The 25,267-nt window shown below is 48.7% G+C and carries 23 protein-coding genes; 12 read left to right on the top strand and 11 right to left on the bottom strand.

All coding sequences use genetic code 11. The features are described 5' to 3' along the window. Nucleotides 1-33: 33 nt before the first annotated feature. Nucleotides 34-858 carry a shikimate kinase gene (locus VDIS_RS01070; RefSeq protein ID WP_013335356.1) on the bottom strand — a complete coding sequence of 275 codons (825 nt, stop codon included), beginning with the start codon at nucleotides 856-858 and terminating at the stop codon, nucleotides 34-36. A gap of 63 nt (nucleotides 859-921) precedes the next feature. On the opposite strand from VDIS_RS01070, the gene VDIS_RS01065 reads away from it, so the two are divergent. Further along, nucleotides 922-1,614: a type I 3-dehydroquinate dehydratase gene (locus VDIS_RS01065; RefSeq protein ID WP_013335355.1), complete on the top strand. Its 693-nt coding sequence runs from the start codon at nucleotides 922-924 to the stop codon at nucleotides 1,612-1,614. 9 nt (nucleotides 1,615-1,623) lie between these two features. Here the strand turns inward: VDIS_RS01065 and VDIS_RS01060 are convergent, their stop codons facing one another. From VDIS_RS01060 to aroC, 6 genes are all read right to left on the bottom strand, one after another. Further along, complete coding sequence (locus VDIS_RS01060; RefSeq protein WP_013335354.1) at nucleotides 1,624-2,433, bottom strand: shikimate dehydrogenase family protein; 810 nt, start codon at nucleotides 2,431-2,433, stop codon at nucleotides 1,624-1,626. After that, entirely contained in the window at nucleotides 2,415-3,461 is a 1,047-nt protein-coding gene (locus VDIS_RS01055; protein ID WP_013335353.1) for a 3-dehydroquinate synthase, read from the bottom strand. The genes VDIS_RS01060 and VDIS_RS01055 overlap by 19 nt, the downstream gene beginning before the upstream one ends. Beyond that, a complete protein-coding gene (gene aroF, locus VDIS_RS01050) occupies nucleotides 3,458-4,453 on the bottom strand; it encodes a 3-deoxy-7-phosphoheptulonate synthase (protein ID WP_013335352.1) in 996 nt (331 codons plus the stop codon). The genes VDIS_RS01055 and aroF overlap by 4 nt, the downstream gene beginning before the upstream one ends. Beyond that, nucleotides 4,428-5,432, bottom strand: a complete 1,005-nt coding sequence (locus VDIS_RS01045) for a prephenate dehydrogenase/arogenate dehydrogenase family protein (protein ID WP_013335351.1) — start codon at nucleotides 5,430-5,432, stop codon at nucleotides 4,428-4,430. The genes aroF and VDIS_RS01045 overlap by 26 nt, the downstream gene beginning before the upstream one ends. A gap of 122 nt (nucleotides 5,433-5,554) precedes the next feature. Next, entirely contained in the window at nucleotides 5,555-6,637 is a 1,083-nt protein-coding gene (locus VDIS_RS01040; protein ID WP_216086137.1) for an AAA family ATPase, read from the bottom strand. Between the two features lie 81 nt (nucleotides 6,638-6,718). Continuing rightward, nucleotides 6,719-7,819 (bottom strand): chorismate synthase, encoded by a 1,101-nt coding sequence (aroC, locus tag VDIS_RS01035; RefSeq protein WP_013335349.1) that lies wholly within the window; start codon nucleotides 7,817-7,819, stop codon nucleotides 6,719-6,721. A gap of 212 nt (nucleotides 7,820-8,031) precedes the next feature. Between aroC and VDIS_RS01030 the strand changes: the two genes are divergently transcribed. The 3 genes from VDIS_RS01030 to VDIS_RS01020 all read left to right on the top strand — a co-directional run bounded on the left by VDIS_RS01030 (nucleotide 8,032) and on the right by VDIS_RS01020 (nucleotide 11,186). Further along, nucleotides 8,032-9,264 (top strand): argininosuccinate synthase, encoded by a 1,233-nt coding sequence (locus VDIS_RS01030; RefSeq protein WP_013335348.1) that lies wholly within the window; start codon nucleotides 8,032-8,034, stop codon nucleotides 9,262-9,264. A gap of 281 nt (nucleotides 9,265-9,545) precedes the next feature. Beyond that, nucleotides 9,546-9,980: a PaREP1 family protein gene (locus tag VDIS_RS01025; protein WP_052885734.1), complete on the top strand. Its 435-nt coding sequence runs from the start codon at nucleotides 9,546-9,548 to the stop codon at nucleotides 9,978-9,980. 102 nt (nucleotides 9,981-10,082) lie between these two features. After that, nucleotides 10,083-11,186 (top strand): cobalamin-independent methionine synthase II family protein, encoded by a 1,104-nt coding sequence (locus VDIS_RS01020; RefSeq protein ID WP_013335347.1) that lies wholly within the window; start codon nucleotides 10,083-10,085, stop codon nucleotides 11,184-11,186. A gap of 138 nt (nucleotides 11,187-11,324) precedes the next feature. Here VDIS_RS01020 and VDIS_RS12780 read toward each other — a convergent pair whose 3' ends face one another. Further along, nucleotides 11,325-11,498, bottom strand: a complete 174-nt coding sequence (locus tag VDIS_RS12780) for a hypothetical protein (RefSeq protein WP_013335346.1) — start codon at nucleotides 11,496-11,498, stop codon at nucleotides 11,325-11,327. A 932-nt stretch (nucleotides 11,499-12,430) separates the two neighbouring features. On the opposite strand from VDIS_RS12780, the gene VDIS_RS12775 reads away from it, so the two are divergent. Both VDIS_RS12775 and VDIS_RS01010 read left to right on the top strand, forming a co-directional pair. Then, a complete protein-coding gene (locus VDIS_RS12775; RefSeq protein ID WP_216086136.1) occupies nucleotides 12,431-12,622 on the top strand; it encodes a hypothetical protein in 192 nt (63 codons plus the stop codon). Between the two features lie 126 nt (nucleotides 12,623-12,748). Then, nucleotides 12,749-14,101, top strand: coding sequence for a lyase family protein (locus tag VDIS_RS01010; RefSeq protein WP_013335344.1), 1,353 nt, complete (start codon nucleotides 12,749-12,751; stop codon nucleotides 14,099-14,101). Here VDIS_RS01010 and carB read toward each other — a convergent pair. Continuing rightward, nucleotides 14,098-17,190: a carbamoyl-phosphate synthase (glutamine-hydrolyzing) large subunit gene (carB, locus tag VDIS_RS01005; RefSeq protein ID WP_013335343.1), complete on the bottom strand. Its 3,093-nt coding sequence runs from the start codon at nucleotides 17,188-17,190 to the stop codon at nucleotides 14,098-14,100. The genes VDIS_RS01010 and carB overlap by 4 nt on opposite strands. Next, nucleotides 17,180-18,235, bottom strand: a complete 1,056-nt coding sequence (gene carA / locus VDIS_RS01000) for a glutamine-hydrolyzing carbamoyl-phosphate synthase small subunit (protein WP_013335342.1) — start codon at nucleotides 18,233-18,235, stop codon at nucleotides 17,180-17,182. The genes carB and carA overlap by 11 nt, the downstream gene beginning before the upstream one ends. Nucleotides 18,236-18,366: 131 nt before the next feature. Between carA and VDIS_RS00995 the strand changes: the two genes are divergently transcribed. The 6 genes from VDIS_RS00995 to VDIS_RS00970 all read left to right on the top strand — a co-directional run bounded on the left by VDIS_RS00995 (nucleotide 18,367) and on the right by VDIS_RS00970 (nucleotide 24,117). Further along, nucleotides 18,367-19,563: a pyridoxal phosphate-dependent aminotransferase gene (locus VDIS_RS00995; RefSeq protein ID WP_013335341.1), complete on the top strand. Its 1,197-nt coding sequence runs from the start codon at nucleotides 18,367-18,369 to the stop codon at nucleotides 19,561-19,563. Nucleotides 19,564-19,644: 81 nt separating this feature from the next. Beyond that, complete coding sequence (locus tag VDIS_RS00990; protein WP_013335340.1) at nucleotides 19,645-20,457, top strand: [LysW]-aminoadipate/[LysW]-glutamate kinase; 813 nt, start codon at nucleotides 19,645-19,647, stop codon at nucleotides 20,455-20,457. Nucleotides 20,458-20,548: 91 nt separating this feature from the next. After that, nucleotides 20,549-20,725, top strand: a complete 177-nt coding sequence (gene lysW/argW / locus VDIS_RS00985) for an alpha-aminoadipate/glutamate carrier protein LysW (RefSeq protein WP_013335339.1) — start codon at nucleotides 20,549-20,551, stop codon at nucleotides 20,723-20,725. A 10-nt stretch (nucleotides 20,726-20,735) separates the two neighbouring features. After that, entirely contained in the window at nucleotides 20,736-21,593 is an 858-nt protein-coding gene (lysX, locus tag VDIS_RS00980; RefSeq protein WP_013335338.1) for a lysine biosynthesis protein LysX, read from the top strand. Between the two features lie 2 nt (nucleotides 21,594-21,595). Then, complete coding sequence (locus tag VDIS_RS00975) at nucleotides 21,596-22,669, top strand: M20/M25/M40 family metallo-hydrolase (RefSeq protein ID WP_013335337.1); 1,074 nt, start codon at nucleotides 21,596-21,598, stop codon at nucleotides 22,667-22,669. Between the two features lie 68 nt (nucleotides 22,670-22,737). After that, nucleotides 22,738-24,117: a homocitrate synthase/isopropylmalate synthase family protein gene (locus tag VDIS_RS00970; RefSeq protein WP_013335336.1), complete on the top strand. Its 1,380-nt coding sequence runs from the start codon at nucleotides 22,738-22,740 to the stop codon at nucleotides 24,115-24,117. Here VDIS_RS00970 and VDIS_RS00965 read toward each other — a convergent pair. Then, nucleotides 24,089-25,267 carry an aspartate aminotransferase family protein gene (locus VDIS_RS00965; protein WP_013335335.1) on the bottom strand — a complete coding sequence of 393 codons (1,179 nt, stop codon included), beginning with the start codon at nucleotides 25,265-25,267 and terminating at the stop codon, nucleotides 24,089-24,091. The two genes, VDIS_RS00970 and VDIS_RS00965, sit on opposite strands and share 29 nt — an antisense overlap.

Genomic DNA, 25,267 nt, shown 5'->3' with positions numbered 1-25,267 from the left:
CTCTATATTCCCAATAACATATTCCGCGAATCCTCACGAGACTAAATACCGAGTCTCAACCAACCTGGTAACTATGTAGTAACCCCAGGTATTTCTTATATAATCTATAAATGGCCCCTCCTCACCCGGCTTAAACACTGCATATACCGCCGGCCCATTACCACTCACGCCTGACGACACTGCACCAAGCCTTAGCGCGATGCCTATGGTTTCTAGGGCATTGTGATAGCCCAGGGACTCAGCAACGAGGATTCCATTTATTGTGGCTGCCCTCCATAGATCACCATTGAGCGCTATATTGAATAATGCCTGGTAAAGCCCCGATAAAGCCCTCAACCTATCAATGCCCTGTAGGTTCTTCCCAACCCTATAACCAGTTATAACTACCGTAAGTGGATCCGGGTTTAACTGCCTAATTACCCTTAATGACTTATTATCAGTGAGTACAACGCCCCCAAGCAATGCCGCTGATGCGTCATCAAAGGCGCCAGTTATTGATGAGCCGTGAGCCCTAGTCACCTCAGCGGCTAATCTGGCGACCTCCACAGGATCTACACTTCCCCTAAATGAATTCAGTACGGCATATATTACGCCAACCGCAACGGCGCTATTACTCTTTAATCCACTACCTGGTGGAACCTCACTATCAACCTCAACACACACGTCATACCCAAGCCCAAGTTTACTCCTTAGGTAATTAATGATGAAACCAACGAAATCACCCACACCGCAGTAACCCTCCCTAACTCTAACCCTAACCTTGAGGTCTATGGCGGCGGCACCGCCGAGCCACGCCGGTATCGCGTTAATTATAGATATACCTCCATAGGTTATGTATTCCATGCCCGTGAATCCCATGATCTATTTAGTATTGGCATTTAATAACAATATTTTTAAATTTCTAAGTATTAATACCTAGTAATGTCTACATGGGACAAACTACTAGCGAGTAAGCCCGTGCTTGTGTGTGCCGTGCCCCTGAAGAAGCCATCCTTTTATTACTTACCCACATCCTGCGAAGCCGTGGAGCTTAGGCTCGATTACATGGATAACCTGGGCTTGACCCAGGAGGTTAAAAGGGTCATTGAGGATTACGTATCGCATTACCCAACCATAGTCACCGTGAGGGAGCGTGAGGAGGGTGGCGGGCGTGCAGTGAGTCCTGAGGTTAAGTATGGGATTCTCGAGTTTAGTAAGGGTGTTGGTGCTGTGCCTGATGTTGAGGTTGATTTATTGGTTAAGTACCCCGACATGTATGGCGATGTTGCCGAGGGCTCGATACTCTCGAGGCACGTATTTAGTAGGGATGTGAGTGCGTATGATTTAGCGGTTAAGGACTTGGATACGGCGAGGAGGTTTAAGGCATTAATATATAAGGTCTTCTCAATAAATGATAACGACTTCCTAAACCTGCTAAGGCTACTTAATGTGAGCGATATCAATGTGGCTGTGATACCAAGAAACCCAACATATAGGGCCATCTCGATAATGATGGGCTCAGCCCTCATGTACTGCTCAGTACGTGGAAAGACAGGGCCCGGTCAGTTAAGTATTGGTCTATGCAATAAGGTTAAATTACTCAAGAACTCATTATCAATGTTCAATAGGGAGTGAAATTAAAAATTAAATTAAACCATCACGTAATTTCTCGAGCACGTCATACCAAGTCGGCTCCTCAAATGGGCCGAGCCAAATCCTATCCGCCTCAATCGCCTGCCTAACCAGTATCTCGAGACCATCAATATACGGTATGGACCTCTCACGAGCCAGCCTTATTAAGCCCGTAATGCCGCTCGGCTTATAAGCCAGGTCAAGCACAAGCCCCGCACCAGTACTCCCTGGATCTATTGGGAAATCACCGTTGACGCCCAATGGCGTGGCATTAACAAGCAACCGCGCCTTAATGTTAATATTCCGTTGAAAATCAAGAGCCACGCAGTCAATGCCCCAGGAGTTAATTAATGAGCACAATTCACGACCCCTCTCTACAGTCCTATTCATGACGTAGACCCTGGAACACCCAAGGTCCCTAAGGGCTAGCGCTACCGCCCTGGCGACACCGCCCGCGCCAATTATTAAGGCGTCACCGCCTGAATAACCCCTATCACTTAGCGCTTGCTTAATGGCTATGTAATCAGTGTTGTACCCCAATAACTCACCACCTCTATTAACCACCGTATTAACACTGCCGAGCTCCCTGGCAGGCCCCACGACACCATCTATCAACCTGACTATGGCGACCTTATGTGGTATGGTTACGTTAAACCCACTCAGGGAGTCCCTGGCAAAGTCTACGAAGCTCCCTAACCTATCTGGCGATACCTTAAGTGGTACGTAAACCGCATCAACCCCCAACTCCCTGAACACGTAATTATGTATGTTGGGTGATAACGTGTAATCAAGCGGGTAACCAATTACGGCATAGACCTGCATTCGCTAATCACCAGCTCAGTCAATTCCTTAATACCCACCCTAACCACATCCCACCTGCCCACGTCTATAACCACGGGGAGTTTTATGAAATCACCACTCCTCTTCTTATCCCTCAACATTGCACCTACGAGTTTATTCACGTCAACATCAACCTCATTAATTAAATTGAACATGGATAATGCATTCATTAGTAGGTTAGGCACATCCCTAGGCGTGTAGCCCAGCCTAACACCAACGCGGGCCTCACACACCATGCCCAGCGCCACAGCCTTGCCATGGCTAACCGAGAAGTTCGTCGCAGACTCTATGGCGTGGCCCACGGTATGTCCATAATTAAGGACAGCCCTTACACCACTCTTATCCAGTTCATCAACCTCAACAATGCTGGCTTTATCCCTTAACGACTTGTAGATAACATCCTCGAGGAGTGCACGGTCCCTGTTAATTAATCCATCGGCATTACCCATCACCCCATTAAGCAGTTCCCTATCCATCGTTACGCCATACTTAATAACCTCCGCAAAGCCATCTAAGTAATTAGGCATTGGTAGTGAGTCTAGGAAGGATAGGTCAATGATTATGTACCTGGGCTGCCTAATGACCCCAATCACATTCTTAAGGCCCAGGGCGTTAACGCCCGTTTTACCACCGAGGGATGCGTCGACCATTGAGAGCATGGTTGTTGGGACATTAACGTAATCAACACCTCTCAGGTATATTGATGCTGAGAAACCGACGACGTCAAGAACACTTCCACCGCCAACCCCTATGAATAGGCCGTCCCTATCAATACCCACCTCATGGGCACTCCTCACAATGCCTAGTGCCGTCTCGATGCTCTTACCCTCCTCACCATCCACTATTGGAATTACCGGGCAAGTGGCCTTAACCCTATTGGCGATATTCCCTGAGGCGTATACAACGCATCCCGTATAATCCTTGGTAATTCTTTCCAGGGCCTCGCCATGATCAATGTTGATTAACACCTTAACATCGCCATCCCGTGACCTATACGTGAATTCCCTCATAACGACCTACCAATCGCCCTAGCCACCTCCCTACCCTTAATCATCAACTCCCTAAACATCTCAAATGTTAATTGCTGCTCCGCATCTGAAAGGGCCTCCCAGGGCCTTGGGTGAACCTCCACGAGGAGCATGTCGGCGCCGGCGGCTATTGCGGCCAGGGCCAGCGGTATTACTAGGTCCCTCTTACCTGCTGGGTGTGATGGGTCGACACAAACCGGTAGGTGTGTTAACCTCTTAACTGCAACCACCGCGCCTAGGTCCAGTGTGAACCTGGTGGCGTGTTCGAAGGTCCTTATACCCCTCTCGCAGAGTACCACATTGCCATTACCCTCAAGGAGTATGTACTCAGCGGCTTGTAGCCACTCCTCAACCGTGTTGCCGAGACCTCGTTTAAGGAGTACGGGCTTTCCCGACTTACCAACCTCCTTGAGCAGGTCGAAGTTTTGGGCATTCCTAGCACCTATCTGTAGCATGTCCACGTACTCGGCCGCGGTCTTCACCATCCTCGTATCCATGACCTCAGAGACAACCGGTAAGCCAACCTCGTCACCCACCCTCCTGAGTATTTTCAGCCCATCAACACCAAGCCCCTGAAAGCTATACGGGCTCGTCCTAGGCTTAAACGCGCCGCCCCTGAGCAACTTAGCCCCAGCCTCCTTAACGGCGATGGCTGTATCCCTAACCTGCTCATAACTCTCCACTGCGCATGGCCCCGCAGCAACTACGACTTCATCACCGCCAATCCTAACACCACTAACATCAACTATGGTTCTACCCCTCCAGGCATTACTCGCCAATTGATACTTGGCCTTAACCTCCACAATAATTGCGTTGGGGTCCACCGACTTAATGGCGTTGGCGTCTACCTTCACGTCCGGCCAGGTAACCACTAAGTCCTCCCCATAAACCCTGACAACGCTGAATTTAGCCCCAGCCTTATCCAGTAGGCTGGCTATGTCATCCACCTTATCCCTGGATACCTTGATTATCATGGCCCAACACCCCCGTCATATCGCCCTTATCAAGCCCCTCAACAACCTCCTTTAATAAATCACCCAACTCCCCAACCACACTCCTCGAGTATGGATTAAGCCTAAACAACTCACTACTAACCTCAACCTGCTCCAAAACCCTCTCCAACGCCTTAAACGTGTACCTAAGGCTATGGGTGACGAGTTGAGTATTTAGGTCAACGCCGATTCTCCTCAATGCCGCGTAAAGCGTGAGTAGTAACACGTGGTGGGCAACCTGCAAATAGGCCATAAACCTATCATGCTCCTCAGGACTGCTTAGAACAACGACGTTGAGTCCAGCACCCGTGAATAGATCCTTAGCAATTTCGAGCTTATCACCACTGGTCTTTGATGGTATTAAGATCACAGTCTCGCCAATTGGATTACTCAACTCACCAAAGAGTGGGTGGATGCTTATGTAGTGGAAGCCTGCCCTCAGCGACTCATCCTCAATTAGCCTAAACATGGGCGTCTTAACTGAGAATGAGTCCATGACTATGGAGCCCCTAAGCCTGCCTGAGTACCTACTCAGTATGTTTATTGATTCATCCGTGGGCTTCATGGCCAGTATAATGACGTCGTTGGGAACCAACTCCTCGTCATGTCTCTGAAGGACTACGTCAGCGACCCTACCAAGCGCCTTGGCGAGGGTCCTACCAACCCTACCACTGCCGATTATTGTCACACCAATGCCAAGCCTACCCACTAACTGAGCCCTTGTTGAGGCCCTAATTATTGATTGGGCAATGCCGATGGCGGTCTCGGCATCAACGCCAAACCTACTCAATCCCTCAACCCACTTGGCAATGACCTCACCCTCCCTATCCCTATCAATGACGGGCAACCCAAGGCTCCTCTTAACCTTACCAATCTCTGTGGCGAGCCTAATCCTTTCCCCAATTAGCTTTATCAACTCCTCATCAATATTATCAATGCTACGCCTCAATTCAGAGAGCATAATAACCACCTATCAGGCGGTGATTATTCACGGCTGGGTTAAGGCAACGACCATGTTTTACCCCGTACCTTACGAATCTAGATATTCCATAGAGGTCCCATGGTTATTAAGAAACTATATTTTTAAACATTATCACTATTTACTGCGTTTACAAAGCATCTAAGCCCAATCACCGCATCTCTCATCAACTTATCAGGCAATACGTAGGTATTACCCTCCTTAATGAGTAATGAGTAATCCAGCAACGCCTTAATTAGGGAGTCAACAATGGAGTTATTCAATTCCCTACCCTCCATGGCCTCAAGGGCCATTTTAATGGTTGACCAGCGACAACCACTGACGCAAACCTCGAGTATTCTTAAGTACCTCCTCTCCGCCAGGTGCCTGCCCTCATTAATGAAGTTGCATATTTCCCTACGAATCAGGTCAACAGCCTCCCTCCTGGTCTCGTTTAAGGCCTCATTAAACCCCATCCTCAGGGCTCTATAGCCAAAGAGTGTTAACCAGCCGGGATTGCCGCCAAGCTCCTCATAGACCTCCTCAGCCCTGTCAAACTCAATACCGTGCTCCTTAAATCCACGTCTCAAGAACTCAACAGCCTGCTCCTCATTAAACGGTTTAAGTGTAATACTCACGTAGGCTCTACCAAAAAGTGGGGATTCTGGGTCGTTCAACTTAAGGAACTTTGTGAATACCCTGAACTCAGACCCGGTTATTATGAATGTTAGATTCCTCAGGTTGTCGTATGCGTAGGCGAGGACCGGCAGTACGTTGAAGCCCCTCGCCTTAACGAGTTCCTGGGCCTCATCAAGGACGATAATGGCCCTCAACCCCTCATCGCCGGCCCAATCATTTATTGAGTCCAGGATATCCGCAAGCATAACCCTATCCCTGCCCCAGGAGAAGCTCACCCTAAAGCCGCTAATACTTACGCCCCTAATCCTTGAGAGCATGCTCAATAACCTTCTCGACCTAACCCTAGCATTTATGGAATCCTCAAGCGCCTTAACAAAGTCCCTATAACTCACGTAACCACTCTCCTCAAACCTCCTCAGGTCTATGTAGAAGTAATTACTTGGTGCATATTCATTGAGTACGGCCTTAATTAATGAGGACTTACCAACTCTCCTAAGGCCGAAGACCACCACCAACGGCTCATTAAGGCTAGCCCTAAGTTTCTCAATCTCATCATCCCTATCGAACAAGTCCCTAAGGCTCTCCTTAACCCTGATGTCAAAGAGCAGTTACCTCCACCCAACTAGGTTACCCCCTCCCAACCTATAAACCTACCTTTTAACAACCCTAGGAATCAGCCCAGCCCTCATTGCATGGTCCACGAGGACTATGGCGGTCATAGCCTCAGCCGCCAGTATCGCCTTTGGCGCCGTGGACACGTCGTAGCGGCCCCTAAAGGTTATCGTAGTTTCTATCATCCTCTCCAAATCCACGGTCCTCTGGGGCTTCCTAATGCTGGGCGTTGGCTTAAAGGCAACCCTAAACCTAATGGGCTCGCCAATACTCATACCACCGAGTATCCCGCCAATCCTGTTGGTCTCAAGCCTCGGCCTGCCACCCCTAAGCACTATTTGGTCATTGGCCTCACTACCCCTCATCCTGGCAAGCCTAAACCCAAGCCCAAACTCAACACCCACCGCACTGCCTATTGACATTACGGCCTTAGCCAGGTCAGCCTTTAACTTATCAAAGACGGGCTCGCCAAGCCCCGGCGGAACCTCGGTGGTTAATACCTCGCCAATACCGCCAACGCTATCCCCATCCTTAACGGCATTAATTAACACATCTATGGCCCTCTTCATGGCCTCATCATCAACCATGGGAAGCGGTTTTTCCCAGGACTTAACCACATCCTCGAAGGTGTAGTCCTCCCTGGATATGGCCACGCCGCCAAGCTCGACAAGGTGGCTAGAGACCTCCACACCTATTGTCTGCTTAAGCACTGTCTTCGCAATGGCCCCAGCCACTATCCTAGCCACCGTCTCCCTACCGCTGGCCCTACCACCACCCCTATGATCATAAAACCTACCGAACTTTAGGTAATAGGCAAGGTCTGCGTGGCCCGGCCTAGGCTTCATCCAAAGCTCATTGTAGTAATCAGAGATGGCCCTCTTATTCCAAATAACAACTGCTATTGGAGTGCCCTCGGTAAATCCATCCTTAACACCAGACAGTATTTGAAACTCCTCATCCTCACACCTAGGGTTGAGGATCGGCAAATGACAAAAGCGCCTCCTCTCCAGCTCCCTTTTAATAAACGACTCATCAATAGCCACGCCAGCAGGGACGCCATCGACGACAACCCCAATGGCAGGTCCATGAGACTCCCCGAAGGTCACAACCCTAAACACGTGCCCAAAGACACTACCCATTAAAATCAACGTACTATTTAACCTATATAAGCATTCAGGGCTCTGCAGTGTCTAAACAATAATTAAACAGTACTCCATATTAAAACGGCCATATTTTACGGACCAATGCTTAATCAATAGTGATGATGCCGTTCAGCTTTAATTATAAAGTAACGAGCCGATTATTTCCAGCCGCGGTTATATAGGTTATTGGAGGTAAGGCTTATTAATACATAGAACCCCAGGGAAGACGTGGGTTCCTTAAACCGGTACATAGGAAACCCAGTAAAATTGCACTTGCCTACTCAGGTGGTCTCGACACAACAGTAGCCATTCACTGGCTCAGGGAGAAATTCAATGCTGAGGTTATAACGGTCACGGTAGATGTTGGGCAGGACGATGATTTCAGGGACATCGAGGAGAGGGCGTATAAGGCAGGCGCCATTAAGCACTACACAATAGATGCCAAGAGGGATTTCGCCGAGGGCCCCGTGGCAATGGCAATAATGGCCAACGCACTCTATGAGGATAGGTACCCACTAGGTACTGCATTGGCCAGGCCGTTAATTGCTGAGAAGGTAGTTGAGGTGGCTAAGAGGGAGGGCTGCGACGCAATTGCCCATGGATCAACCTCCAAGGGTAATGACCAGGTCAGGTTTAACGAGGCATTAATGGCGTTGGCGCCTGACCTCATGATCATCGAACCAGCGAAGATCTGGGGTATGAATAGGGCTGAGGAGGTTGAGTATGCCAGGAAGCACGGTATACCAATACCCAGCGTACATAGTAGGTTTAGTATTGATGATAACCTGTGGTCAAGGAGTATAGAGGGCCGTGAAATAGATGACCCCGGTGTTGAGGTTCCTGAGGATGCCTTCAAGTGGACAGTCCCGCCTGAAAAGGTTAGTGAACCACTCATGCTGGAGATTGAGTTCAGGGAGGGGTTGCCCATCGCAATCAATGGTGAGAAGATGGACCTAGTCAACCTAATACTGCTACTCAATAAGGTGGTTGGTGCCCATGGCTTTGGTAGGGTTGACCACGTCGAGAATAGGGTTGTTGGGTTTAAGTCTAGGGAGGTCTATGAGGCCCCAGCCGCATTGACATTGATCGAGACCCACAAAGACTTGGAGAAGCTGGTCTACACACCGCTTGAGTATAGGTTTAAGAGGTTTGTTGATCAGACCTGGGCTGACCTTGTCTATGGTGGCCTATGGCATGAGCCGCTACGTGAGGAGCTTGATACCCTAATTAGGTCAATGAATAGGTGGGTTAGCGGTGTTGTTAAGGTCAAGGTATTCGGTGGATTAACAATACTTGGTAGGGAGAGCCCATACGCAAGCTATAATAAGGACCTTGTCGATTACGTGAGCGGTTGGTACCCAAGTGAGGAGGAGGCGAGAGGCTTCATAAGGATGCACGTACTACACTCACTAACAGCCTATAGAGCCAGGCATAAGGCGTAGAAATACTATTGTTAAGAAGGGCATTCAATTAAAAGCACCATATGGGTTTAAAGGTAAGACAACCCACGTGAGTAACTTACCAAGTCATTGCACGGTCTTGTTTTCGCGATTCATGTTCGTAATTCTCGTTGGTTTATTCCGTGAGCTGATTATTTTCACTGCTCCATATTGTATGATCGTAAATTCATATAAACATTAAATACCTGCCCAGGTTTTGTTATTAGGAGTGAGCTCATACGCAATTAACGAAGCCGTGGTACGACCCTAGGGAGTATAAAAGGATTAGAATTGATGAGGCCAAGAACGAGTTAGAACTTGCCAAGAGGTTCCTTAATGAGGGATTGATCAATAACGCCGCCGGCAAGGCTTTTCAAGCGTGGAAAGCTCTCGTGGCAGCGCTGGCGGTTGACAAGAGGGATGAGTTGAGCAAGGTCTTTAGTGGTAAGGTCAGGTTAAGGGGCAGGAAAGAGCGTGTTGATAGGGTTGATTGGATAATAGCGGTTATGCCAACCAGTTATTTAAAGGATGTGGCGATGATCATCGGCGGCAAGGTTGACCTACTCACGGATAAGGCACTTTGGATTCATCAGTACCAGTACAATGGCCCTGACCCAGAGAGGGTCATTAGCCCATATAAGGACGATGAGTCAGCAAGGAAGGACATTGAGACGTTTATAAGGGAGATGGAGGAAATCCTGAGGAGTGTTAATGAATAATGATTAAGCGAATGCCCTAGGTCTTAGTGGAACGGGCAGTTTATGCTATTATTAGGTTATGGGTGCTATTGTTAAAAAGCCCTAGCCTATTAATGCAATAATATGGGTTTTGAGGAGGTTAGGACCACGCACGTAGGTAGTCTGCCGAGACCGCCTAATCTATCTCCTCAAAACCTGGATAGGGCGATTGAGGATGTGGTTAAGATGCAGGTGGAGATTGGGCTTGATGAGGTTAATGACGGCGAGTATAGGCGTCAATCATTCATCTCAGACCTAACGGAGCTGCCGGGCTTCGGGGTTACCGAGCTTTACTGGGAGAATTCGGCCGGCGATAGGAGGTTTATACCAGTTATACTGAGGACGATAGGTTATGACCCAAGCAAGCCAATACTCGCCAGGGAGGTTGAGGGAATTAAGAGAGCCCTTGAGAAGATTGGCGTCAGGAGGAGGATAAAGGTCACAATACTCGCACCAAGCTTCATGGCCAGGGTTTACCCAGACCCCGACTGGATGCCTGCGAAGCCCAGGGAGCTCATTGATAAGTACCGTCAACAAGTCAGGCAGTATTACCCAACAATTGATGATTACCTGGACGATGTTAAGAAGATAATAATTAATGAGGTGAGGGCAGCGCTTGATGCTGGTGCTGACGTTGTTCAATTCGATGCACCGGATATTCTTCAATTCGATGTTTACGGCGAGTACAACCCAGATAAGGGCAGGGCTAAGGAGAGGGTTAGGAGGGCCGTGGAATTAAATAACGAGGTGCTCTCGAAACTACCCACCGAGCACCTCGAAATACACTCATGCTGGGGTAACTTCAATAATTCACAATTCAACACACTCGGCCACTATGACGATGCGTTGCCGGAGCTTTACGACTTAAAGGTAGGCGTGTTGGGGCCCTTCGAGGTCTTTGATGGGATTAGGGACTTCGAAGAATTGAAGTACTTCAAGCAGTACGCGGTTCCCAGGGACAAGAAGTTGGCGCTTGGCATTGTTAGTGTCAAGTCGAGGAATGTGGAACCTGTGGAGGTGATTAGGAGGAGGTATGAGGCGGCCCTGGAGGTCGTAAATGGAGACCCAAACAAATTAATTGTGGCTCCAGGGTGTGGGTTCGCATCAAGCGCCACAAACCCAGTGCAAACCCTGGAGTCGGCCAGGCGAAAACTAAGGAACATGGTATTGGCTGTGAAAGGGCAATAAATGTAAACCCATTAAGATCCGTTGCCACCCTCCTCATTAATTTCCCAGCCCTCACAATTAACCTCCTAATTAATGCTTCGTCAACTTAACCACACCTAGGACGAACCTACAGCCCTATACTCAATTCAATCAACCTGCTTATTGGCGATGTAGTCGCAACCACCCATGCATAGGGATGATTACGGAGCCAATGCGCATAATCCCGCACTTTCCCTTGAGAATCTCCACATTCCTAAGGACCAGGTATGAGATGAATACCTCCCAGACCCAAAAGAACGCCCTACCAGGCACAATCCCACCAAGCCTACCCATAACCAAACCCCTAATTCATGCTCCTAATAACCACACCCAATTAATAAGCATGAAACACGAACATAGATCCAATCCCAACAAAACCACGGTAGGGGCCACGATAACTAACTACCGAATCCACAACGATCCGTAAATTTGTGTGGGCAGCGAAAGTTTCAGCCAACCTAGGTGCTTGTTTTCAACACCTCACTCCAGCAATACTAAATAAGCCAGGAAAAACCCTCACTACGAGCCATACGGTTTAAGGTCACTAGGCTAAAACTTTCGCTGCCCACACAAATTTGTGGAGCCATTAAACCTCGATATTCATCATCGTAACTCAGCCGTGACCCCTTAAGCTTACCTTCAAGTCGGTGCCTCCCACGTATTCAAGAAGTCCTTTCGCCATTCCTTTAGGTGTGCTCCTAAACCTCGATATTCTATTGGAATCCTCATAACGTGAATGCCGTGGTAAGATTGAGCTGATTTCACGCGGGTGATGGCGTCGCGGCAAGTGATTTAATTAAGGACTTAATACTCACGATGGTGTTCGACCGCAAGAACTCTCGGGTAGGTCTATTGTGAGGCTTGAGAAAGATATGTTGTGTAGGGAGAATGGGGTAATGAATGCCGGGTTCAAGCGTATCGGCTGCTCCAGCCTCTTATAGCATTGGAGGAGCCGAATACGTTAGATGTCTGTACTCCTTAATCTCCCCAAGGCTGAATACCACGTATCAATTTATTAAGGAAGGCCTTTATGCGCTCTCCCGCGTGGGTATCTACATAGGGTGGGTCTGAGGCTTCATGCTTGCCTTAACTGCTCAAGCCTTGCCCTGTCCATTTCACTCATTTCTGGACTAATACCTACTTTATTTGTCATATTTATTACCGATTAAATAGATAATTTAGTGGTTAATAAACTTTTCTCTTTAATTGAATATTTAGTGGTTAATATGGTTAGGTTTTTAAGTGGGTCCTTGTATGTTAATTTAATGACGACCAGGCTTGAATTTGATACGGTAATCAAACGGCGAAAAATACGTGAGGGTTACGAGATCGAGTATATAATGATTCCGAAGGCCCTGCGTGGTAATAAGTCATTGGCTGGTAAGGAGGCTCACGTGATAATCGAGGTTAAGGACTAGTTCAGTGATTATCGGTAAGATGCCCCTTAAAATCAATCATTGCCATGTCCCTTGCACCGGCCCTGGTGCATTGGTCCTGTTTGGGTGCGTGCTAATCCTTAAAATTGCGGCTTTGGCCATGTCTCTGTGTATCGTAGGGAGTTGCTTGGCCCTGGGAGTGTTGATAAGGTTAGTTACATGTCATCAATTGTTGATGATGCGGAGATCTTTAGGTACGTGATCATTGCATTGATCGCCCACGTTAACGAGCTTGAGAGGGGCGGCATTATTAGTGGTGATGTGGCTGGGAGGATTAGGGATGCCCTTAGGGATGTTTGGCGTGGTGGTTATGACCCAGGTAAATTGGTTGGTTATGAGGATGTCCATGAGTACATCGAGGCGGAGTTGATTAGGAGATTGGGCAGTATTGGTGGTTGGATTGGCATTGGCAGGTCCAGGAATGACCATGTGGCGACGGCAATCAGGCTTAGGCTGAGGAGGGCCTTGCTTGATTTAATGCTCATTACGCTTAGGCTTAGGGAGGTCGCACTAAACAAGGCTGTTGAGGTGTATGATAAGGTGATCATAGGCTCCACCCATAGGCAGCCAGCCCAGGTAACGACGCTTGGCCACTACATGCTTTATCTAGATGACCTATCCAGGGATTTCCTCAGCGAGTTAATGCACGTCTATGGGTTAGTCAATAAGTCACCACTGGGTTCTGGGCCACTTGCCGGTACCATGGTCGGTATTGATAGGTTTAGGGAGGCCGTTGAGTTGGGCTTTGACGGTGTTGTTGATAATACGATATACGCAACCGGCTCTAGGTACTTCGTAATATCGGCGGCATCGGCAATAGTCAATTACCTAGTGGAGGTTGGTAGGTTCATTAACAACCTGGAGATGTGGTTAATGCCCCAGCTAAATTACGTGAGTGCAGACCCGAGCCACCTCGCCACGAGTAGTATCATGCCGCATAAGAGGAACCCAGCCACTCTGGAGGTTTTTAGGGCTAGGATTGGGGAGGCCGTGGGCCACTTAGTGGCTATGTACTCAATACTAAGACCTGTAGAGTCCGGTTACCAGCTGGACCTTCAGGAATTGACTAGGCACATGTGGTCAATCGTTAAGATCGCCCTCGAGGGCCTCTTGATATTCATGGACTTCATCAATGGCATTAAGGTTAATGAGGACGGCGTTAAGGAGTCGCTGGGCAAGTACGTGGTCACAGCCGCTGAGTATGCGGAGGCGGTGGCAATGAGGGAGAGGAGGCCGTTTAGGGATGTATATAATGAGGTTGCCAGGGAACTGAGGAGCGGCGTTAAGGTTGGCCTTGATGTTAATGAGTCACTGATGAAGCCTGTGCATGGCTCATCAAACCCACGCCAGGTGATTGATGATGCCAGGGCCAGGCTTAATGAGGTTAGTGAGTTGATGACTAAGGTTAATTTAATGGTGAGTAAGCTTGATGAGGTTGAGAATAAGCTACTCACTACCTAACCAAGTTCGGCCTCAAGCAACTCCTCAATAATGTACTTACCGCCACCCCTCAACCACTCAAAGGCCCTTGTTAGTTCAAGCCCGAGGCTTGGGTGTAGCACTATCGGCGTCGCAGTATCCGCGGCTAACCTACGCGTGACGTAGTCCTTATCCATAGTGTCACCTCCAGTCATGAGTATGTCCACGGAGCCCTGCTTAAGCATGGCCCTAACCTCCTCAGTGTCGTCGAGGACCACGAGCCACCTACCTAGGCGGTTCCTTATTTCATCGATGGGCTTGACGTACTGCTCATCGTATGTGTAAACCAGGGCATTCCTCCTCGGTATCCTCGATGGCGTGGTTGATAGCCAAGCCTTAAGTAATGCCTCCTCAAAGGCCCTACCACTCGATGCAACCTCACCCGTGCTGTACATCACGGGCCCAAGCCTTGGGTATGAACCCCTAACCCTGCTCCAGGAGAATTGGCTCGCCTTAACCCACCAGCGCCTCGGCCTAAGCACCATGAATTCCCTATCCATGCCCAAGCCACTTAGTGCTGCCTTCACGGATAAATTCATTAGGTTAACACCAGTGGCCTTGCTTGTGAAGGGCATTGACCTGCTTGCCCTCACGTTAGCCTCTATTACGTACAGCTTATCCCTGGCAATGAACTGTATGTTAAATGGCCCAACAATGCTTAGCGCCCTGGCAATCCTCAATGAGGCCTCGGCCATCTTAATCCTCCAACCATCATTTAACCTATAATCAACACCCCTCGGCGGTATCACCATGGTACTATCGCCAGAGTGCACGCCAGGTGGTTCTACGTGCTCTACAGGCACCACAATCACGGAATTGCCATCACTGACTCCATCAACCTCAGCCTCAACGCCATCACCGATGAACTTCGACACGACCACAGGGTGCTCAGGGCTTATCCTGGTTGCCTTATTAACGTAATTTAGTAGTTCCTGCCTATTCCTGGCTATGCCCATGTACGTACCGCCAAGTACGTAGCTGGGCCTAACAATGACTGGGTAATCAAGCCACCTCTCCACAAGCCCTATCAACTCCTCAATGGTCGATGCGTAGGCCCAGGGTGGTTGATCGAGACCCAACTCATCAAGTAGTTTAGAGAACTTGGACCTATCCTCAGCCAGGTCCACGGACTCGGGGCTCGTGCCTAGTATCTTGACATTCTCAGTTAACCAGGACCTAGCCTTACCATAAAGCCTCTGCCCAATTTGGCCGCCTGTCCATAACACCACGAACCTGGGTCTCTCCTTAATTAGTATGTTCCTTAGGGTTTCTGGGGTTAATTGGTCGAAGAAGAGTTTATCCGCGAAGTCCCAGTCCGTGGATACGGTCTCTGGGTTGTAATTCAACACACCAACCCTATAACCAAGTCTCTTGAGCATGAGGACTGTATTAACCACCGACCAATCAAACTCAACACTAACGCCTATCCTAAAGACCCCGGCACCCGTGACCACGGCATCAACCCCAGGCCCTGTGTAATCGTCAACCTCACCACCATGCGTTAGGTATAGGTAATTCGTGGCGGCCGGCCACTCACCGGCCAGCGTGTCGATCTGCTTAACCACGGGTAGTCTCCTCGCTGGGTCATTGCCGGTGGCTCTTCTTAATTGCTCCTCACTGAATCCAAGCACGTAAGCCTCCTCAAGCGGTAATTGCTCACCCCTCCTTAACCCCTCGTAGAAGTCCACAACCCTCTTAATCGCGTAGAGGAAGAACTTATCAACGCCTGTCCACTCATTAATCTCATCAATTGAGAATCCCTCCCTAAGGAGAACAGCCGCGTACAGGAACCAGTAGGGCTTCCTCTCCCTAACCATCTTCACGGCCTCCTCAATGCTCGCCTCATGGTATATCCTACCACCCACGAGACCGGGTTCACCGATGTCGAGCATCCTCACCGCCTTCTGCCAGGCCTCCTCAAGCGTCCTCCCAATACCCATGACCTCGCCAATACTCATCATCTCAGGGCCCAGGGGCTCATCAACGCCAAACCTATCGCTCTCCCACCTCGGTATCTTGACCACCACGTAGTCGAGGCTTGGCTCGAAGGATGCCACCGTCTTACCCGTCACCCTATTAATCAACTCACTCAACCTATAGCCAAGTGTTAACTTAGCCGCTATGTACGCCAGTGGGTACCCAGAGGCCTTGCTGGCCAGGGCGCTTGACCTACTCATCCTTGGGTTTGTCTCTATGACGTACATCTCGGGGCCCCTGGGATTAATCGCAACCTGCACATTACACTCACCAACTAGGTTTATCGCATTTGCAACGCCAATGGAGATTAACCTAGCCCTCTGGTACTCATCATTTGTTAGTGTTAGGCAGGGTGCGACGACTACGGAATCCCCAGTATGCACTCCCATGGGGTCTACGTTCTCCATGCAGACCACGGCCACGGACTCCCCGTACTGATCCCTCATGACCTCAAACTCAATCTCCTTCCAACCACCGATGTACTTCTCGATGAGCACCTCCTTAATCTCACTCATGGCTAATGCCTTATGGTACTTACTGATTAATTCATCATCATCATGGGCAACAAAGGCGCCTGCACCGCCGAGGTTGAAGGATACCCTTGCAAGCACTGGGTAGCCCAATTCCCTGGCTGCCGATAAGGCTTCGTTAAGTGAGTACGTGGTCTTTGACGGTAGTACTGGGATACCGTGCTTATTCATTAAGTCCTTAAACAACTGCCTACTCAGGGCTGACCTAATACCCTCTATTGGCGTTCCAAGGACCTTAATGCCATACTTGCTGAGGATTCCCAGGTCGTTGAGGTTTATGCACGCGGATAATGCGGTCTGGCCTCCAAAGCCGCAGGCGATTGCGTCGGGTCTCTCCCTCTCAATGACCATCTCCAGGAACTCGGGCTTTATGGGCACTAGGTAAACCCTATCCGCAAACACTCGCGTAGTTTGTACAGTGGCCACGTTTGGGTTGACTAGGACAGTCGTCAAGCCCTCCTCCTTATACGCCTTAAGCGCCTGTATTCCCGAGTAATCGAACTCCGCAGCCTCCGCAATCTTAATGGGTCCGCTACCGATTACTAGGACCTTCCTAACGTCCATGGTTAAGCACCATCCTCGCGAACTCATCAAAGACCCAATTAGCGTCGAGGGGGCCAGGCTTAGACTCTGGGTGGAATTGCGTCGTTAGTATTGGCAGCCTCTCGTGGATTAAACCCTCCACTGTATTGTCGTCAGGCTGTATCGCCCACACCTTAAACCCACTGCCCCTAATGCTCTGCGGATCAACGGCATAACCATGGTTGTGGGTGGTTATGTATACCTTATTCCTAATTAGGTCAAGTACTGGCTTATTGATTGCCCTGTGCCCATACCTCATCTTGTAAATCCTAGCCCCAATGCCTAGGGCAATTACCTGGTGTCCTAGGCATATCCCTAGGGTTGGTTTTCTATCCCTAATCACATCGGTAACGACATCACTTAAGTACGTTAGTAGGTTTGGATTGCCTGGACCATTACTGAGGAGGATCCCATCACAATCATTTAAGGCGTTCCTCCACATATGGCATGGGTACCTAACGACCCTAAAGCCCCTGCTTAGTAGATTCCTCACAATGCTCATCTTGACGCCACAATCAATAATTCCAATGCAGGGCTTATCATCATCACCATAATAAATGGGTGCACTTGGTGATACAAGCCTTGTGAAGTCAATGTCATCATACCTAGGCGCATCCCTGAGCAGTTTCATTGCCCTGTTCACGTCATTGGCCATGGCGCCCATCATTACGCCAACCTCCCTTAACTTAACCGTTAATGCCCTAGTATCAACCCTGTAAATACCCGGGACACCCTCCCTCCTAAACCACTCGTCAAGGCTCATAATCGATGTGTAGTGGCTCGGTGTTGTTAGGTCGAAAATCACCGCACCACTTACCTGGATCGCATCACTCTCCCACTGATCCGGCGATGTGCCATAATTACCTATTAATGGGCTTGTGAATACCAGTATTTGCCCCCTGTATGACGGGTCCGTTAGAGACTCAGGATAGCCAACATTGGCTGTTGTGAAGACTACCTCGCCAACTGTTTCATTATCAGCGCCAAAGGCGTAGCCACGATACACACTCCCATCCTGAAGAACCAGGTAACTCCTTCTTAAACCGAATCATTCGCATGGGCTTGTTATAAATATTTTATAAGCTTTGCCCTTAAGACACTTACATTACCATGCTGGATACATAATGTATATATACTTGTTTAAAATAAAAGCAAACAATGCGCGGCTTCTCCCAGTCAATAGCCTTCCTTAGGGAAAGCCCGACCAGGAGAATTGATGCGATAAGGGAGAGGTTAAAGCGTGAGAAGAGGGATATCATTAACCTATCGGCTGGGCAACCCGGGATACCACCACCAATCGAGGTTAGGTCATTATTGGCTAAGCAGTTGGTGGAGGATAATAGTATGGAACTCTATGGATACACACCCAGCCAGGGGATTATTGAGTTGAGGGAAGCAGTCTCCGAGGACTTGAAGAGGCTTGGTGGCATTGATGTTAACCCAGACAACATAGTGATTATAACGGGTGGTCAGGAGGGGATGTTCGCAACATTCATGACAATATTAAACCCTGGTGATGAGGTCATACTACTGGACCCAACCTACTTTGGTTACAAGCCCATTATCGAGTACTTTGGCGGTAAGATAAAGAGACTTGGCTTGAGCATGGAAAATGGGTTTAAAATCGACATTGAGAAGCTTAAGGAGTTAATAACGGATAAGACCAAGGCGCTGGTTTTGGTGTCCCCGGATAACCCAACGGGTAATATAATCGATAGAGATACTGCGAAGGCGATAGCTGACCTAGCGGTGGATAAGGACTTCTGGATAGTGTCTGATGAGGCATATAGGACGTTGATTTACGAGGGGGAGCACACATACATCTATAGGTATGCGCCTGACCACGTAATTTCAATAAACACGTTCTCGAAGGACCCGGGAATACCAGGTTGGAGGTTGGGCTTTATCTATGGACCAAGCGATGCAATACCCAAGTTAAAGCTCGCTGCTGAGGAGATGACGTACTGCCCACCTGTTATTGCTCAGAAGTTCGTGGCTGCGTACCTAAGGTCTGAGGTAAGGTTGAAACACCTTAAGTACATAATTGAGGAGTATAGGTCGAGAAGGGATGCGGCGGTTAAGGCGTTAAGGGAGTACCTACCTGAGTCCAGGTTTGTTGTTCCGAGGGGCTCAATGTTCATCTTCGTTGACTTATCGCACTACATAAGGGATTCCGAGAGGTTCGCTGAGGCGCTTCTTGAGAGGTATGGCGTGACCGTGATACCAGGTACGTACTTCAGCGATATTTATAGGTCGGCAATTAGGATATCCTTCGTGGTGGAGAGCATTGAGAGGATACGCATGGGGATTGAGAGGATTAGCAATGCCATTAATGACCTAAGGGGTTCATTATAGCTCAGTCCCTGGCGTTAAAATTATATTATGTTCATTACAGCATGGCAATATTTATAATATTGATATGCTGTTCCTCCAGTGATGCTCGTAATAGTGAAGGTTGGCGGGTCCGTGATCAGGAAGGGGGTTGATACCCTCATTAGGGAGATACCCGAATTACTCAATAACGGTCATAGGGTGGTGTTAATACACGGTGGTGGCTACTTCATAAATGAGTTAATGGAGAGGATGGGACTCAAGCCCAAGTTCGTAACCAGCCCCAGCGGCGTTACGAGTAGGTACACAGACCTAGAGACCCTGAGAGTCTACGTCATGGGTATGATGTACCTAAATAAGGAGTTAGTGAGTAGATTGCAGGGTGTTGGGGTTAATGCCATCGGGCTTTCTGGGGTTGACGGTGGGTTGTTGAGGGCTAGGAGGAGGGAATCCATGATCATAATTGATGAGAGGGGTAGGGAGAGGGTTGTTGATGGTGGTTATACGGGTAAGATTGAGGGCGCCAATAAGGACTTCATAATGAGATTGCTCAATGATGGTTTCACGCCCGTAATAGCGCCGATAGCCATGGACATTAAGACAGGTGGGGCACTAAATGTTGATGGTGACCAAGCACTCGAGGTCTTATCAACATCCCTAACGCCTAACTATGCCGTGATTCTCACGGACGTTGATGGCGTTCTCATAAATGGGAAGGTCATTAACAAGGTAAGTGCCGCTGAGGCTCAGGAGTTGTTTAAGAGCCCGGAGGTTAGGGGTGGTATGAAGAGGAAGGTTTACACGGCAGCCCAGTTGGCCGGTAGGGGCATATATACGATAATCTCTAACGGGGTAATTAATAGACCAATTACAACGGCAATTAATGGCTTTGGTACGCACGTGCTACCGCAGAGATGATGCTTATCAAATATATACCTTAATCGTTAATTTATAAAATCTCCGCTATTAGCCGCAATGCTTAAATAGGCTATATTTACGTAATAACGCGATGCCAACAAAGATTTCCTGCCAGGTCTGTGGGGCAGACATAGAAATACCGGATGACGTACTCGATGGCGAATTAGTCAGTTGCCCAAGTTGCGGTCAGAAGTATCAGGTGGTTATTCAGAATGGCTTAATACAACTGAAGCTGATTAAGGTGGAGGAGGAGGATTGGGGCGAATAATTGCTGAGGGGTGGTTCTGATTGAAGTCGTACACTTCATCTACGATGCCATAAGGCTTGACGAAAAACTACTCATTAGAGAATTCGATAACCTGGGCATTAATTATAGGCTTGTGAATGCTGAGAACTTGGCCTTTGAATTCCCTGGAACTAATGAGGTTGCCACGGCATTCATAAGGACCGTTAGCCAGCACAGGACTCAGTTATTGGCTCAGATGTATGAGGTCATTGGTGGTAGGTCGATAAATCCATACGCGTCAATAATGATTGGTAATAATAAGGCTATTACCCTGGCAATACTCAATCGCCTTGGAATCCCAATACCGAACACTGTGGTCGCCCTATCCAGCGAGTCAGCAATTAAGGCCCTGGGCGTTGTTGGTTATCCCGCCATTATTAAGCCGGTGCATGGCTCATGGGGCAGGTTGGTGAGTCTGGTGGGTAGTAATGAGGACTTAACCCTACTGGCTAGGCATAGGAGTTCCATGGAGAATCCCCAGTATGAGACGTACCTGGTTCAGGAATTCATTAGGAAGCCTGGTAGGGATATCAGGGTCACTGTCGTAGGCGACGAGGCTGTGGCGGCCATATATAGGTATGCCGTTGGTGATGACTGGAGGACGAACACTGCGAGGGGTGGTAAGGCCGAGGCCGTAAGGATTGACCCAGAGCTTGAGGATATCAGCGTCAAGGCCACCAAGGCCATTGGTGCCTACTACGCAGGCGTCGATGTTGTTGAGTCTGACGGTGGTTATAAGGTGCTCGAGGTCAACACAGTCCCTGAGTTTAAGAATGTGCAAAGGGTGACGGGTGTTAATGTGGCTAGGCGAATAGCGGAGTTGGTAATGGGTATTGTTAAGAGGGGTTGATGATGTTCAGTGACGAGGCTAAGTTAAAATTACTCATGGAGGCCCTGAACATCTACTCACCCACGGGTGGTGAGCATGAGCTTGCGGAGTTCCTAGTGGAATTAATGACAATGAATGGTTTTGAGGCTAAGATCGACGAGGTAGGCAATGTAATCGCCGTTAAAGGCAGCGGCGAACCGGTTCTTTGGCTTCACGCCCACATGGACACGGTGCCCGGCTTCATAGAGGTTAGGCGTGAGGGTAGCAAGGTGATTGGTAGGGGGGCTAGTGATGATAAGGGCCCATTGATGGCGATGGTGATTGCCTTCATGGAGAGTGAATTAAGTAGGGGAACGCTCGTACTCACAGCCGTTGTGCATGAGGAGGGTGATAGCCTAGGCACTAGGCATTTAATGGTTAGTAATCACGTGCCGAGACCGACGGGCATAATTGTCGGTGAGCCAACGGGGATTGATAAGGTGGTGACTAAGTATAGGGGTGGTACAAAGCTTGAAGTGAGTGTGAGGACTAAGGGAGGGCACGCGTCAAATCCTGACCTTGACTCAAACTCAATACTCATTGCCATGAATGTGTATAGGGACCTATGGAATGCATTGATGGCTGGAACATCGTATGAAAACTTCCTGGTAACACCAACGATTATGAATTGCGGTGAGGCAGAGAACATGATACCAAGTAATTGCAGGTTGATCCTTGACGTAAGAATACCCCCTGGCAGGTCATGTAAAGATGTTGAAAACGCAATTAATCAGTTACGGACAAAGTATGGCGAGTTTGTTGCCATTAATATGAGGTGGTGTACTGAGCCCGTCGAAGTACCTGTAAACAACGCCAGCGCCAGGGCTGTGTCCAGGGCGATAATTAAGGTGCTGGGTAGGGGACCCACCCTAGCCAGGAAGTGGGGCACAAGCGATATGAACGACCTAGCCTCATTAACCAGAAACATCGTTGCCTACGGCCCTGGCGATGGCGCATTTTCCCACTCACTTGAGGAGTACGTACTCATTGATGATTACCTCAGGGCCATAGATATATATAAGCAAGCGGTAGTCGAATTTATGAATATTTATAAATAGATAATAATCAGATAATTATCTATTATTAAGGGTAAAATTTATAAATTATTTATTTCACGAAGACCTAGGTGGTTCCCATTGAAGCACCTACTGGTCAAAACCCTCCGCTCCAGGGTAGGGATGAACCGCTAATGCGTTTGTTAAGGCGTGAAAATATCGACTATGAGGAGTTGGAGAATTCCATCTTAAGGCAATGGCCCTTACCGCCAAGGTTAATAACTGACGGTGTTAATATTGATCCTGAACCGCCCAGTCAATTATTCATAACGGATACAACCTTTAGGGATGGGCAGCAGGCCTTCTATATCTATTACTCAATAGGTGATGCTGTTAGGTTGTTTAGGTTGTTGGCTGATTTAGATAATGGGAGCGGTAGGATAATTAGGAGCGAGTTCTTCCTGTACACGGGTAGGGATAGGGAGCTTGTAAGGACAGTTAGAGGCTTAGGCCTTGAGTGGCCTAGGGTTATTGGTTGGGGTAGGGCTAGGGTTGAGGATGTGAGGCTCGTTAAGGAGGCTGGTCTTGATGAAATGGTAATGCTAATGTCGATATCCGACATACACATTAGGTATAAGTTTAATTCCACGAGGGACAGGGTCGTGGCTAAGTATCTAGAGGCTGCGGAGTATGCGTTGAAGGAGGGTATTAGGCTTAGGTGTTCCCTTGAGGACGTGACCAGGTCTGACGTGATCGGCTTCGTAATACCCTTCGTGGAGAAACTACTTAAGCTTAGTGAGAGGTATGGCGTTGAGATCACGATAAAGCTACCTGACACAACAGGCATTGGCGTACCCTACCCATTCGCACCACTACCCTATAGCATACCAAAGCTCGTGTGGGTCTTCAGGAGGGTGTTGGGTATACCCAGCGAGTTCCTGGAGTTTCACGGCCATGGTGACTACTACATGGCCGTACCCAACGCGGTTGCCGCCTGGCTTTACGGGGCTTCTATAAACAATGGGACGTTGCTGGGGATTGGGGAGAGGGCTGGTAATGTGCCCATAGAGGCCTTGGTGATTTGGTACGCCAGAATTAAGGGGTCCTTCGATGGTATGAATCCCCGGGTAATTAGTAAGATAGTTGAGGAGTTCAGGAGCCTTAATTATCAAGTGCCCAGGTATCAACCACTTGTTGGTGAGAATGCCTTTACGACAGCGGCTGGTATACACGTTGATGCGCAGTTGAGGAATCCAATGACTTACCTATCAATGGACCCATCCATAATTGGTCGTGAGGCTAGGATACTGATTGGGCCGTACTCGGGCAGGTCATCAATAGCCTATTGGCTGAGGAGGCGTGGTGTTGAGCCCACGCCTGAGCTTATTAATGCTGTTTATGAGAGGGTTATGCGCATTTACGATGATGGTTTGAGGAGGGAGCCGTTAAGTGATGATGAATTGAACAAAATACTCAGCGAAGTTATGATGAGTCAGACAATGCATTCTTAAGCGCTCTAACAGCCATGTCTAGGTCTTCATCGGTTATGCAGTAAGGTGGTAGTAACCTCACGGTGGTCCCACCAGCGACGCTTGTCAATAGCCCCATGCCTATTAACCTATCAATATATGGATCAGCCCTCTTCCTAAGCTCAACACCAAGCATTAACCCCATACCCTTAACCCTCAAGACCGTCTTTGAGCCATTAAGCTCATCCTCAAGTACCCTCATGAACCTATCACCCACAGCCCTCACCCTCTCCGGCACATTATCATTAATCAAAACCTCAACACCAGCCTTCGCCGCGGCCATGACAAGCGGATTACCCGCAAAGGTACTGCCATGCTCCCCAGGTTCAAATACGTCACCGAACTCCCTCCTAACAACGGCTACGCCGATTGGCAACCCACCGGCTATTGACTTACCTGCCGTAAATATGTCGGGCTCCACACCGTAATTCTCAAAGGCCCAGACACGCCCAGTCCTGCCAAACCCAGTCTGGACCTCATCAAATATGAGTAATACATTTCTCTCCCTAGTCACCTGCCTAAGGGCCCTTAGGAACTCGGGCTTTGCCGGGTTAACGCCGCCCTCACCCTGTATTGGCTCAACAATGACCGCCGCCAAATCCTCAGTCACCAATTTATCCACCTGATCAACTGCGTTAAATGGCGCGAACCTGACCTTATACGGCATTGGCTCAAAGGCCTTCCTATACTTCTCATTGCCAGTCACTGATAGGGAGCCCATTGTCCTGCCGTGGAATGAGTTCAGGAATGCCAGGAACTCCGCCTTCTTGCTTATCTTCCTCGCTATCTTAAGGGCAACCTCCACGGCCTCAGTACCACTATTCTGTAGGAATACCTTACCGAAGCTGCTCGGCACAATCCTCATGAACTCCCTAATGAACTCGGCCCTCGCCTCGTTATAGAAGGTCAGTGGTACGGTGATTATCCTGTCCAGTTGGTCCTTAATGGCGTTTATGATCCTTGGATTTCTATGGCCGAGAAATGCAACGCCAAAGCCCGTGTGCATGTCTAGGTATTTATTATTGTTTGAGTCCCAAACATACTGCATGTAACCCCTGACGACGTTTATGGGCTTCTTGCTATAGTACCTCGCCAAGTATTCATCCTCAAACCTAAGTAGGTCATTACTCAT

Source organism: Vulcanisaeta distributa DSM 14429, from assembly GCF_000148385.1.
Lineage (GTDB): Archaea > Thermoproteota > Thermoprotei > Thermoproteales > Thermocladiaceae > Vulcanisaeta > Vulcanisaeta distributa.
The sequence above is the reverse complement of the archived record's forward strand: the minus strand, read 5'-3'. Positions and strand labels throughout refer to the sequence as shown.